This window comes from Segatella maculosa OT 289 (assembly GCF_000243015.1).
Taxonomy (GTDB): domain Bacteria; phylum Bacteroidota; class Bacteroidia; order Bacteroidales; family Bacteroidaceae; genus Prevotella; species Prevotella maculosa.
Genome location: NZ_JH594506.1, coordinates 77,153 through 89,510 on the forward strand (window position 1 = coordinate 77,153; position 12,358 = coordinate 89,510).

The window sequence follows — 12,358 nt, forward strand, 5'->3', positions numbered from 1 at the left end:
ACATACCGCAAAGCATGCAACTTGTCCACTCGCCTATTCGTTAACTGTCTACAGAAGTGCGTTTCAATCTCACCCATATTGCACGCCAAAATAGGTGAGATTGCCGTGCAAAGTGGCTGCGATTGCGTGCTAATATGGCTGCGATTGCAACGCCGTCTTATTGCGATTAAGACCGGAGGGCAGGCATTGCGCTATCGGTTCAGGCTCAGAAACTGTTGCCAAAGCGATTGATGCGTCTGCTCATAGTGGTCGATAGCCTTGAGTGTCTTGCGTTCTCCGATTTGCGAGATGGCCTCGGCCTTGTCGAAGTCTAAGGTTCCGTATCGCTTCATCGGCGCCTGAACGACGATATCCGGGTGCGAAAGCTTGATTTGCTGGCGCGTGTTCTGTTCCAACATGATGGCGATGGTGCGCATCAGCAGCGTGACATAGTTGACGTTGAGGCCTTCGAGATGGGTGAGCACGCGGTTCATGATGGCCACCGGCATCGATTTGCCGAGCAACTTCTTCTCAACGAAGTGCTGCATGAGCAGTTCGCCGCGGTAATCGTGCGTGCTCACGTTGATGCCCACAAGCAGGTCGTCTGTCCGGCGAGCCACTCTGTTCAGCGGAAGCGCGTTGACAAGGCCACCGTCTACCAGCAACATCTCCTTGCATCTGACGGGATTGAAGAACAACGGAATGGAGATGCTCGCCCGAATGGCGTTATACAGGCTTCCTTTGCTGAAGATTACCTCGCGGCCGCTGTTCCAATCGGTCGCCACGGCCGTATAGGGAATGGGAAGGTCTTCGATGTTGACGTCGGGAACTACCTCTTTCAGGGCGTCCATCACCCTGTTTCCCTTCACCAAATGGTTCAGACTGAGCGAGAAATCGACCAGCGAGAGCACCTTCCGACGGTCGAGCTTGAACATCCACTGCTTCACTTCGGGCAGCTTCCCCGCCGCATACATGCCGCCGATGAGCGCACCCATCGAGCAACCCGCTATCGACGAAATCTCATACCCGCGGCTCTCCAAGGCTTCGATGGCCCCGATGTGAGCCAATCCGCGTGCCCCACCGCTCGACAGTGCCAATGCAATCTTCTTCTTCATGCTTTCATCAATAAAAGAGCCACGGACCAATCGCGCAGACCGGCCCGTGGCTTCCCGTAAAAATAGCGGAACCGTCGCGGCATCAGCCGTAGATGACCTTGCCGTTCTCGTCCTTATAGTCGTCCAACGCCTTGCTGTATTGGTTCATGGCCCGCAGGCTCATGCCCATGTTCGAGAAGCCTCCGTCGTGGAAGAGCGTCTGCATGGTCACCTTGCGCGTCAGATCGCTGAACAGCGTCACGCAGTAGTCGGCGCAATCGTCAGCCGAAGCGTTGCCCAGCGGCGACATCTTGTCGGCAAAGTCCATCATGTTGTCGATATCCTTGATGCCCTTGCCCGCCGTCGTGGCCGTGGGCGACTGCGAAATCGTGTTGATGCGCACGTTCTTCTCGCGGCCATAGATGTAGCCGAAGCTGCGTGCGATGCTTTCCAGCAGGCTCTTGGCGTCGGCCATGTCGTTATAGCCGAAGAACGTGCGGTGCGAAGCCACATAGGTCAGCGCAACCACCGAGCCATACTCGGCGATGGCGTCCACCTTCTTGGCGGCCTGCAGCATCTTGTGGAAGGAAATGGCCGAGATGTCGAGCGTCTTATTGAGCCAGTTGTAGTCGAGGTCGTCGTAAGTGCGGCGCTTGCGCACGTTCGGACTCATGCCGATGGAATGCAACACGAAGTCGATTTTGCCGCCCAACAGCTCCTGTGACTTGACGAACACGTTCTCAAGGTCGTCGTAATTGGTGGCATCGGCCGCTATGACCGGCGCACCGATCTTCTTTGCCAGCACATCAAGTTCACCCATACGCAGGGCCATCTCGGTGTTACTCAGCACAACCGACGCCCCCTCTTCAGCACAGCGTTCGGCCACTTTCCATGCAATAGACATGTCGTTCAGTGCACCGAAGATGATGCCGCGCTTACCTTTCAATAAATTGTATGCCATAATTCTCTACTTTAATGAATAGTTGCGTGCAAAGTTACGTCTTTCAGACAAGATAACCAAAGAAAAGCCGCGCGAACTGCATGCCGCACACGAAAAAGATGCGCTGCAGCCACATTCCGCCGCTGCCCGAATAGCCGCTGCAGCGTGTCGCTCTGCGCTTCAGCCCTGTCCCTTTCCGCGCCACAGTCCTACCGCTCTTATCTATAAACCGCACCACCATTCATTATACAGTGATGTAGAATGGATTATACTCCCGTGTATAATGAATTATACAGCTGTGTATAACGGATTATACTCTTGTGTATAATGAATTATACAGCTGTGTAGAATGAATTATACTCTTGTGTAGAACAGCTTATACAGCGGTGTAGAATTCTTTATCTCCTATGAGAGGGTTCGTTTCCTACCTGCAGATAATTAATTGGACACGGCTGTCCAATAAGCTGGACACTCCTGTCCAATGAGTTGGACACGTCTGTCCAATCGATTGGACAAACCTGTCTAATTTGTTGGACACGTTTGTCCAATTCGCTCATGCTATAAGGTTGATTTGCATCCTTACGGTGGGAGTCGTTGCTTCCCTGCTTGTTGTGTTTGAACGGACGCACGGGCCGTGCGTCCCTACATGCCTCTTGCCTGCAAATCATTTTTTGACATAGCCAATCCCAAAGTGTTCAATGTTCAATGTTCAAAGGTCAAAGTCAAAGTCCCTACATGCTTGTCATGGCTATATTGATGTGCAAAATGGTTGAGATGGCAAGCTGTGCGAGTGCATGTAGGGACGCACGGCTCGTGCGTCCGCTCAAAACGCTGCGTACATTCGCTCCAACAACCATGCTATTTACTTGCCATTCATCTTGTGCGGACGCACGGACCAATGTATATTGACTTACATTCACAACGGAGCGGACGCACGGGCCGTGCGTCCCTACAGGGGGAAGGCGTTGCTTCTCTGCCTTGCGTGCCCGTTTGCTGCCTTGCTTTTTCGCTTTGCATGGCAAGAAAGAGGATACACTTTATTGCAGAAGCGAAAAGAATTGCATATATTTGCCTTCGTGAAACGATTCGTTTAACTCAACCCTGACAGCATGAAAAAGAATTTACTAACCCTGCTTTTGGCCTCGACGACAGCCTGTATGGCCACTGCACAGCCTGCCGTTGCGGGCTATCCCTATCGGCAAGTGCCCTTCACGAGCGTCAGACTCGCGCCCGGTTCGTTCTTCGGCGAACGACTGAAAGCCGTGCAGAAGGTGACGATTCCGCTGGCGTTCGGCAAGTGCGAGACGGAACATCGCTACGAAAACTTCGTGAAGGCGGCTCATCCGAGCGACGATTATGTGGTTGACCAGTTCATGCGATTCCCCTTCGACGACACCGATGTCTACAAAACCATCGAGGGTGCGAGCTACATGCTGCAGAGCTTCCCCGACAAAAGGCTTGAGGCTTACATCGACAGTGTGCTCGACATCGTGGCCAAGGCGCAGGAGACGGACGGCTATCTCTACACGGCACGCACGATGAACCCGCGGCATCCGCACCCGTGGGCTGGCATGAAGCGGTGGGAAAAGGTGGAAGAGCTGAGTCATGAGCTCTATAATCTGGGCCATATGCTCGATGCTGCCGTGGCACATGAGCAGGCTACGGGGTCGAAGAAGTTCCTTGATATCGCGCGACGGTATGCCGATTGCGTGGTGCGCGAGGTGGGCCCGCGGGCAGGACAGGCGTGCGTCGTCCCCGGTCATCAGATTGCTGAGATGGGACTCGCCAAACTTTATCTTGCCACAGGCGATAAACGCTATCTCGACGAGGCGAAGTTCTTCCTCGACTACCGCGGAAAGACGGCCATAAAGAATGCCTACTCGCAGAGCCACAAGCCCGTGACGGAGCAACGTGAGGCAGTGGGGCACGCTGTTCGGGCCGGTTACATGTATGCCGGTATGGCCGACGTGGCTGCACTCACGGGCGACACGGCCTACGTGCATGCCATCGACCGCATCTGGGAGAACATTGTGGGCCGGAAGTACTATCTGACGGGTGGCGTTGGGGCGCGACACAGCGGCGAGTCCTTTGGCAACGACTACGAACTGCCCAACCTGACGGCTTATAACGAGACGTGTGCGGCCATTGCGCAGTGCTATTTGAACCTTCGGCTCTTCATGCTTCACGGCGACGGAAAGTATATCGACTGCCTTGAACGCACGCTCTACAATGGCGTCATCAGCGGCATGAGCGTCGATGGTGGCCGCTTCTTCTATCCCAATCCGCTCGCGTCGGACGGCAATTATAAGTTTAACGCCGACGGCACACTGACGCGCCAACCGTGGTTCGGCTGTGCCTGCTGCCCGAGCAACCTGAGTCGGTTCATTCCTTCAGTGCCGGGGTATGTCTATGCCGTGCGGGGTGACGACGCTTACGTGAATCTTTTCATGGCAGGCTTCGCAACGCTGAACGTAGGCGGAAAGGAACTGACGCTCGAAACCATGACCGACTATCCGTGGGACGGCAAGATTACGATCCGTGTCTTGGAGAATGCCAACAAGAAAGCGTCGCTGATGGTTCGCATTCCGGGCTGGGCGCGCGGCGAGGTGGCTCCCGGCGGACTCTACCGCTTTACCGATAAACGCGAAAACGGCTGGCGCATCGCCCGCAACGGCGGATATCTCTATCCCGAACTGCAGGAGGGCGGCTACATGCGCATCAATAACGTTAGGAAAGGTGACGTGATTACGCTCGAACTCAACATGCAACCGCGAACGGTCGTGGCCGACAAACGCGTGAAAGACGACCTCGGTAGGGTGGCCGTGGAGTGCGGTCCGCTGGTCTATTGTGCCGAGGCAGCCGACAACAATGGCGTGCAGTTGCAGCAAATATACGTGAAAGCGAATGCCGATTTCAGCCTCGTGAAGGGCTATAACATCTGGAATACCGAGGCCGACGGCCAGCCGTTCGCCGTCAATGCGCTCCGGACAACGGCCCAAGAACTGACGAAAGACGCCGATGGCAACCTGGCATTGAAGCGCGTCGGCCTTACGTTGATACCCTATTATGCTTGGAATCATCGCGGTGCAGGACGCATGGACGTGTGGCTGAAGAGCACCGATGTGGAATAACCGAAGGCTCCCGGCCCCGGCTTATACAAACAATTAAGGGCAGCAAAGCCTCATATTGATTGGCTTCGCTGCCCTTATGTCGTGTTCTTCTGACGGTTGTCCGGTCCCTTTCAGGGGCAGACTACCATTGAAGATTTAGAGTTCGAACTTGTAACCTACTGTAATCTGGAATACGCTGTTCTTTGCGCTGATGTCCTTGGAAACCTTGGTTACGCCGAAGTTGTAGCGACCGTCGATGACGAAGTTGCTATATTCGTAAGACAGACCCACGGGAATAGAGAGGTCGAATGTCTTAGCTTCGTCGGCTTTGTCCTTGTCAATCATGAAACCGGGCTGAACACCGAGCTTCACGGCAAGGCCCTCAACAGGATAAACATTGGCCAAGACCGGCACATTGAGGTAACTTGGGGCCCATTTTGCGTCAATATTCTTCGCTTTGTAGCCCTGACGAGAGTACAAAAGACCGCCACTCAGCGAGATAATATCATCTACTTGATACTCCAATTCGGCTCCACCAACGAAGTCAACTCTTGCTTTTCCGTCAACCTTTGTGACGTTTGCGATGTTCAAACCTGCCTTTGGTTGAATGGTCAAAGTACCTACTTCGTGTTGTGCAAACATTGCAACCGATGAAAGCAACAGGGCTGCTGACAATAAAACCTTTTTCATAATACTTAACTTTTTAGTTGATAATACTGTTTATTTTCATTAAAGCGAAAATGCTTTTAGGTTTTCCTTTCTTATCGTTTCTGCTGCAAAGATATATCTTTTTTAATTTATTTGCAAAACTTATCCACATATTTTTGTTTCTAAACGCCAAAATAATTGATTTATGACAAGCCCACCTTGCAAATCCGTCGTCTTATATCAGGCCGTATAACGCCTCATATCTCCGTCTCATCACGGCCATCGAGAAGTTCTCCTCGACGAAGTGGCGTGCCTTTTCCTGCAGTTCGGCCCGGTTAATCACGGGCAGAACATCACTGAAAAGGCGTTCATAGGCTGCAAGGTCGTTGTTTTCTACCCGCAACGGCCAGTCTTCGGGAAGCGTATCGCGCAGTCCCGGGCAAGCATTCATGATGACCGGAAGCCCATTGAAGCTGGCTTCGAGCGAGAGAATGCTCAGCCCTTCGAAGCGCGAAGGCATGAGCAAGAAGTCGAATGCGGCAAGGAATGCGGCCAAATCTGCCAGCGGTTCGCCGATGGCAACATTGTCGCAACCGGCCAATTGCGCCGTCAACAGCGGACAGAGCGACCCACTTCCGACGACATGGAAATAATATCTTGCATCGCCGTTCAGGCTTTTGATGATGGCGATAAGCGTGTCGATGCCTTTCTGTTCCTCGAATCTTCCGGCAAAAAGCACATTGATTTTATCGGCTTTCAGGTGCGGATAAGGTCGCTGACCGACGGGAGCCACACCATTATATATAATAGGTGGGTCGGCATGATAGGCATTCTGATAGTTCAACCGCACGGATTCGGAGATGGCCACATTGGCATCGTGTCGGATAAAAAAAGCCTCCACGCGCCGCCCCGTGCGCTCCATTCCCGTCCAAAGGCGCGTGTTGTGAATGGTCCGCACAATCTTGCAACGCTTCAACAGCCATGGAAAAAGGCAGAAAAACCAGTAAATAGCCAAGTCGGGCATCTCGGTATGACAGTGTATGACGCGTGGCCTATGCCTCAAAAATAGCCACAGGAACCACAGCGGAAAGGTCAGTGCGGCCAGCCGTTCGAAGAGATAATGAAAGTGAACCTCGGGGACAAAGCCGCGATGATAGCGGACATGGTGGGCCCGAAGCTCCGCGGTCAGCACCTTGTTGAAGGCACCATACGCCCTGATAAGCTCCACGACGTGATACGAAATGCCCTCCGTGGGCGACTCGGCCATATTGATGGCCACGCGTTCCGCACCGCCTACGTCGAGATGGGAGATGATATGGAATACCGTCTGCTGCATATTTGCAAAAGTAAGGCTTTTCTTTTGAACTTCAATCAAATAGTCGTAATTTTGCAATCAAAATGAAACGCGAATGGCAGAAAGTTTGAAAGAGAAGACAGCAAAGGGACTTTTTTGGGGCGCTTTGAACAGCGGAACGACGCAATTGCTGAACCTTGTCATCGGTATCTTCCTCGGAAGGCTCATCAGTCCGGCCGAGTATGGCATCGTGGGTGTGCTGAACATCTTCACACTGATAGCCGGAAACCTGCAAAGCAGCGGCTTCTCGCAGGGCCTCATCAACCTGAAAAGCCCGCAGGCACGCGATTACAACTCGGTGTTTTGGTTCAACATCCTTGCCGGTTTCGTGCTTTATGTCGTGCTGTTCGCCTCGGCTCCGCTCATTGCTTCCTATATCCGGCAACCTTGTTTGGTGCCGCTTTCGCGCTTGGTCTTCCTGAGTTTCGTCATTTCTTCATTCGGAATAGCCCACGGGGCCTATATGACAAAGAACATGATGAACCGCGAAATCGCCATCATCGGGGCCATTGCGCTCGTCTGTTCGGGCAGCATTGCCATCGTGTTGGCCTTTTTGGGCTTCTCCTATTGGAGCTTGGCGTGGCAGCAAATCGTCTATATTGCGGTGCTGAACCTTGGCCGTTACTGGTTCACGCCATGGCATCCGTCGTTCCATTTCACGTTCGAACCCGTCAAACGCATGTTCGGTTTCAGCGTGAAAGTGCTCATCACGAACATCATCAACACCGTCAGCAACAACATACTCACGCTTGTTTTCGGCCGACTTTACCCCATTAAGGCCGTCGGAGACTTTACGCAAGCCTACAAATGGGACTCAATGGCCAACTCATTCGTGGCCAATGCGATAGGCCAAGTGGCCCAACCGGTGTTGGCATCCGTGCATGAAGAGCGTGGAAGAGCAGTGCGCGTGTTCCGCAAGATGATGCGCTTCACGGCCTTTTTCAGCTTTCCGGCCATGTTCGGACTGGCCATCGTGTCGCGCGAGTTTATTCTGGTTACGATCGGAAAACAGTGGGTCGATGCCATTCCCTTGCTGCAAATGCTGTGCATCGGCGGTGCTTTCGTGCCCTTTTACACGGTGTATCAGAACGTGGCATTGGGCAATGGACGCTCCGACGTTTATATGCGTTGCAACGTGATGCAGATTGTTTTGCAAATCGGCATCATAGCCCTTTTCTATCAATATAGCATCAACAAGATGGTGATGGCCTACACGTTGTTCACCATTGCATGGCTGATGGTGTGGCAGTTTGCGGCACATCGCATCATTGGCGTACGCTTTTCGGCGGTGATGAAAGACGTTCTTCCGTCGCTCCTTGTGGCCTCCGGCGTGATGACGGCCACCTATTTCGCCACGTGCCTCATTGCTTCTCCCGCCTTGTTGCTCGTGGTGCGCATCGTCATCGCCACCCTGTTGTATGCCGGAACAGCCAAGCTGCTGCGCATGGAGATGATGGAAGAGGTGGTGAAGTGGGTGGAAAGAAGGAAATAGGGGGCTCCCCTGACCCCTAAAACCTACCCCCAGCCCCTCCCAAAGGGAGGGGAGAGCGAGCTGTGTGGGCCTCTTTAGGGTGGAGAGGGAGCCTCCCCCGACCCCTCCAAAGGAGGGGAGGGCGAATAGCGTGGACTTCTTCAGGGCGGAGAAGAGCCTCCCCCTAACCCCTCCAAAGGAGGGGAGAGCGAATAGCGTGGGCTTCTTTAAGGCGGAGAAGAGCCTCCCCCGACCCCTCCAAAGGAGGGGAGGGCGAGCAGCGTAGGCTTCTTTAGGGCAGAGAGAGGCCTCCCCCAGCCCCTCCCAAAAGGAGGGGAGAGCGAGCAGCGAGGGGATATTGGAAAGCATAGTAGTAAGAATGGCGTTGCAAGAACTATCGGTTAATTTCCCTTGCAGTCATTAATCGTAAAATCATCGCATTGGAATGGCGTTGCAATCTCAGCCACATTGCACGGTAATATGGGCCATATTGCACGGTGAAATGGGTAAGATTACCGTGCAATGTGGCTGAGATTGCAACGCAAGGTGTAAGTCGTTGGTAATCAATATGCCTGACGTGACAGGCTGCGCGAATGCATGTAGGGACCTTGACTTTGACCTTTGAACATTGACCTTTGACCTTTAGGATTAGTCCTATTATGAAGATGATTTGTAAGCAAGAGGCATGTAGGGACGCACGGCTCGTGCGTCCGCTCAAAACGTCGCGTGCATTCGCTTCAACAACCATGCTATTTGATTGCCATTCATATTGCGCGGGCGTACGAACCAATGTATACTGACTTACATTCCTAATGGAGCGGACGCACGAACCGTGCGTCCCTACATGCCTCTTGTCTGCAAATCATTTTTTGACATAGCCAATCCCAAAGTTCAATGTTTAAAGTTCAAACTTCAAAGTCAGCCAATCCTAAAGGTCAAAGTTCAATGTTCAAAGGTCAAAGTCAAAGTCCCTACATGCCTGTCATGGGCGTATTGCAATGCTCAAGGCCAAAGTTTCTATGTGCTTTTCTTGGGCATATTGATGTCATAGTCCCCATGTTGCGCCATATTCTGATAATATTCGCGCGTGAGTTCTTCGATTTCGGGCTTCACAAGACCGTGAATGGAGCGACCGTCTGCCACGCGTTGGCGGATAACCGTGCTGTTGAAATCGTAGAGGGGCGTGTCGATGAGGGTGACACCCGGTGGAAGTGCGGCGGCATCGACGGTGGAGTTATGACGCGGATAGACGATGATGGGATAGTCACGGAGGATTTTTTCGTGGTCTTTCCAGCGGTCGAAGGCGAGCCAGTTGTCGGCTCCCATAATCAAGGTGAAGTGGTTCTGGGGGTAAGTCTCGGTGAGTTTGCGGAGCGTGTCGTACGTATAAGAGGGTTTGGGTAGGCTGAATTCGAAGTCGCTGGCCACGAGACGGGGCTCGCCTTCGAGGGCAAGTTGGGTGAGTTTCAGGCGCAGATTGTCGGCTAAAAGGTCTTCGGTTGCCCGCTTGAATGGGTTAAGTGGCGACACCATGAACCAGATTTCGTCGAGCGAAGTGAGCCGGAGCAGTGTCCTTGCCAATGCGATATGGCCCGTATGTATGGGGTTGAACGAACCTCCATAGATGCCGATGTGCGTCGTATGCTGGGTTTTGGCCACGATTATCGTTGATTCAGAAACGTAGAAAGCAGTTCGTAGGTTTTTTGTTTGGCCGTTTCGAGGTCGTCGTTGACCACGATATGGTCGAATTTCCGGGCGAAAGAGAGTTCGTAGTCGGCCTTGGCCAGTCGCTGTTCGATAACTTCTGGCGTATCGGTTCCACGGCTATTGAGTCGTCGGCGCAGCTCTTCTATCGAGGGAGGTTGCACGAAAATGCTCATTGCCCGGCTGCCATAGCATTGCTTGATGTTGCAACCTCCTTTCACATCGACATCGAAAACGACGTTCTCTCCCCGTGAGATTTGCTGCTCAACCTGCGACTTCAACGTGCCATAATAGCGGTCCTTGTAGACCTCTTCATACTCAATGAACTCCTTATTTTCAATCTTTTTCTTGAATTCTTCGGGCGAGATAAAGAAGTATTCCACGCCATTTTGCTCCGTTCCCCGAGGCAAACGGCTCGTACATGAAACGGAGAAATGCAGGTTGAGTTCGGGATGTTCCTTCACTAACCACTGTACAATCGTGCTCTTTCCCGAGCCCGAAGGGGCGCTGAAGACGAGGAGCCTCCCCGGAAGCCCATGCTTATCCACCGGAAACCCACCCCGGCCCTCCCAAAGGGAGGGTGCGCTTGCTTGCGAAAGACTTGCTGGTTTGTTATCAAAAGAGTGCATATTGCTGATTTCTTTCATTTTATTTCTGATTTTATCTAACACGAAATGGAGTCTTGAAAAGATGTCATCATTGCTGAAACGCAGTATGGTAAAGCCTTTGGTTGCAAGCCATTGACTTCGTTCCTCGTCTTTCTTGCGCTGCTCTTCCGTGCAATGATAGTCGCCATCTACTTCGATGATGAGTTTGAGTGCAAGGCAAACAAAGTCGGGAATGTAGTCGAGCACGGGGTGTTGTCGCCTGAAATGCACTCCCATTTGGTTGCCACTGAGGTGTTGCCACAGCGTTCTTTCGGCCTCCGTTGGGTTATTTCTCATCTCTTTCGCCCGCTGAAGCAGCAGATGATAGGTGTTTGCGTCGTTCGTTTCGTAGCGATATTTCATTAACGAAGCTTTTCTTACATCAAAAAACAGTCCGAACAGCTCGCCTCAAGCACGCTCTCCCTCCCTTTGGGAGGGCTGGGGTGGGTGTTTACTACAGCACATTCAGCACCTGTTCCTTGATTTGTTCCAGCTCATCTTTCATCATGACGACGATGTTCTGCATCTCTGCTTGGTTGCTTTTGCTGCCGGTTGTGTTGATTTCGCGGCCCATTTCCTGTGCGATGAAGCCCAGTTTCTTGCCCACGCCGCGGCCGTCTTCGTTCATTGTTTCGCGGAAATAGCGGAGGTGATTGGTCAACCGTTGCTTCTCTTCGCTGATGTCCAGCTTCTCAATATAATAGATCAGCTCTTGCTCCAAACGGTTTTTGTCGTAGTCGACACCGGGGATTTGCTCCAGTCCCTTGACGATGTTCTGGCGTATTTTCTCCGTGCGTCCCTTCTCATAAGGCTCGATGCCGGCAAGAAGACGCTCGATATTGTCAATCTTTTCGTTGAATTTCAGCTGCAAGGCCGAGCCTTCCTGCTTGCGGAAAGCCACCAAAGCGGCAATCGCTTCATTGATGGCTTGCAAGGCAAAGGCCCACTCCTCGTCGGAGAGTTGCTCCATATCGGTCTTCGTAGTGACGTCGGGCAGGTGCAACAACGTATCGAACCAATCGGCAGGTTCGGGGATACCGGTCTGCGAGGCAATGGTTTTGAGCTGCCGGTAGTAGTTTTCTACGAGGGCAGCATTGATAGGTGCCGCATCGACGATGGCCTCTTTCTCGATCCAAATCGCAAAGTCCACCTTGCCCCGCTCAAGGCTTTTGGCAATCAATTGTCGTATTTCCATCTCCTTTTCCCGGTAGAGTGGCGCAATACGGGCAGCGAGATCCAAGGCCTTACTGTTGAGCGATTTGATCTCAACATTAATCTTCTTCTCTTTAAAGATGACCACGGCTTTGCCGTAACCTGTCATGGACTGTATCATGATTCAATCGCGTTAAATTTCTGCAAAAGTAACAATTTTGCAGGAAAAAAGCGTAAATTTGCACTTTATTTAGATTAT

The 12,358-nt window shown here is 52.4% G+C and carries 10 protein-coding genes; 2 read left to right on the forward strand and 8 right to left on the reverse strand.

Going from position 1 to position 12,358, the window contains the following annotated elements:
- Window positions 1-191: 191 nt before the first annotated feature.
- The 3 genes from HMPREF9944_RS09105 to HMPREF9944_RS12990 form a co-directional block, all read right to left on the reverse strand.
- Entirely contained in the window at window positions 192-1,094 is a 903-nt protein-coding gene (locus HMPREF9944_RS09105) for a patatin-like phospholipase family protein (protein WP_008565910.1), read from the reverse strand.
- 82 nt (window positions 1,095-1,176) lie between these two features.
- A complete protein-coding gene (locus HMPREF9944_RS09110) occupies window positions 1,177-2,034 on the reverse strand; it encodes an enoyl-ACP reductase FabI (RefSeq protein ID WP_008565911.1) in 858 nt (285 codons plus the stop codon).
- Between the two features lie 43 nt (window positions 2,035-2,077).
- Window positions 2,078-2,254 (reverse strand): hypothetical protein, encoded by a 177-nt coding sequence (locus HMPREF9944_RS12990; protein WP_172633994.1) that lies wholly within the window; start codon window positions 2,252-2,254, stop codon window positions 2,078-2,080.
- Between the two features lie 868 nt (window positions 2,255-3,122).
- Here HMPREF9944_RS12990 and HMPREF9944_RS09120 point away from each other — a divergent pair.
- Window positions 3,123-5,144 carry a glycoside hydrolase family 127 protein gene (locus HMPREF9944_RS09120; protein ID WP_008565912.1) on the forward strand — a complete coding sequence of 674 codons (2,022 nt, stop codon included), beginning with the start codon at window positions 3,123-3,125 and terminating at the stop codon, window positions 5,142-5,144.
- Window positions 5,145-5,279: 135 nt separating this feature from the next.
- Here HMPREF9944_RS09120 and HMPREF9944_RS09125 read toward each other — a convergent pair whose 3' ends face one another.
- Window positions 5,280-5,813 (reverse strand): porin family protein, encoded by a 534-nt coding sequence (locus HMPREF9944_RS09125; RefSeq protein WP_008565913.1) that lies wholly within the window; start codon window positions 5,811-5,813, stop codon window positions 5,280-5,282.
- A 193-nt stretch (window positions 5,814-6,006) separates the two neighbouring features.
- Window positions 6,007-7,107: a glycosyltransferase family 4 protein gene (locus tag HMPREF9944_RS09130; protein ID WP_008565915.1), complete on the reverse strand. Its 1,101-nt coding sequence runs from the start codon at window positions 7,105-7,107 to the stop codon at window positions 6,007-6,009.
- Window positions 7,108-7,180: 73 nt separating this feature from the next.
- Here HMPREF9944_RS09130 and HMPREF9944_RS09135 point away from each other — a divergent pair, with 73 nt between their 5' ends.
- Entirely contained in the window at window positions 7,181-8,617 is a 1,437-nt protein-coding gene (locus HMPREF9944_RS09135) for a lipopolysaccharide biosynthesis protein (RefSeq protein ID WP_008565916.1), read from the forward strand.
- Window positions 8,618-9,613: 996 nt separating this feature from the next.
- Here HMPREF9944_RS09135 and nadD read toward each other — a convergent pair.
- From nadD to HMPREF9944_RS09150, 3 genes are all read right to left on the reverse strand, one after another.
- On the reverse strand, window positions 9,614-10,255 hold the full coding sequence (nadD, locus tag HMPREF9944_RS09140; RefSeq protein ID WP_008565918.1) for a nicotinate (nicotinamide) nucleotide adenylyltransferase: 642 nt from the start codon (window positions 10,253-10,255) through the stop codon (window positions 9,614-9,616).
- Between the two features lie 2 nt (window positions 10,256-10,257).
- Complete coding sequence (gene gmk, locus HMPREF9944_RS09145) at window positions 10,258-11,310, reverse strand: guanylate kinase (protein ID WP_008565920.1); 1,053 nt, start codon at window positions 11,308-11,310, stop codon at window positions 10,258-10,260.
- A gap of 91 nt (window positions 11,311-11,401) precedes the next feature.
- Window positions 11,402-12,280, reverse strand: a complete 879-nt coding sequence (locus HMPREF9944_RS09150; protein ID WP_008565922.1) for a YicC/YloC family endoribonuclease — start codon at window positions 12,278-12,280, stop codon at window positions 11,402-11,404.
- Window positions 12,281-12,358: the final 78 nt, after the last annotated feature.

Coding starts and splice junctions, on each gene's coding strand:
- HMPREF9944_RS09105 (WP_008565910.1), bottom strand. CDS start 1,094: ATGAAGAAGAAGATTGCATTGGCACTGTCGAGCGGTGGGGCACGCGGA.
- HMPREF9944_RS09110 (WP_008565911.1), bottom strand. CDS start 2,034: ATGGCATACAATTTATTGAAAGGTAAGCGCGGCATCATCTTCGGTGCA.
- HMPREF9944_RS12990 (WP_172633994.1), bottom strand. CDS start 2,254: ATGGTGGTGCGGTTTATAGATAAGAGCGGTAGGACTGTGGCGCGGAAA.
- HMPREF9944_RS09120 (WP_008565912.1), top strand. CDS start 3,123: ATGAAAAAGAATTTACTAACCCTGCTTTTGGCCTCGACGACAGCCTGT.
- HMPREF9944_RS09125 (WP_008565913.1), bottom strand. CDS start 5,813: ATGAAAAAGGTTTTATTGTCAGCAGCCCTGTTGCTTTCATCGGTTGCA.
- HMPREF9944_RS09130 (WP_008565915.1), bottom strand. CDS start 7,107: ATGCAGCAGACGGTATTCCATATCATCTCCCATCTCGACGTAGGCGGT.
- HMPREF9944_RS09135 (WP_008565916.1), top strand. CDS start 7,181: ATGGCAGAAAGTTTGAAAGAGAAGACAGCAAAGGGACTTTTTTGGGGC.
- gmk (WP_008565920.1), bottom strand. CDS start 11,310: ATGAAATATCGCTACGAAACGAACGACGCAAACACCTATCATCTGCTG.
- HMPREF9944_RS09150 (WP_008565922.1), bottom strand. CDS start 12,280: ATGATACAGTCCATGACAGGTTACGGCAAAGCCGTGGTCATCTTTAAA.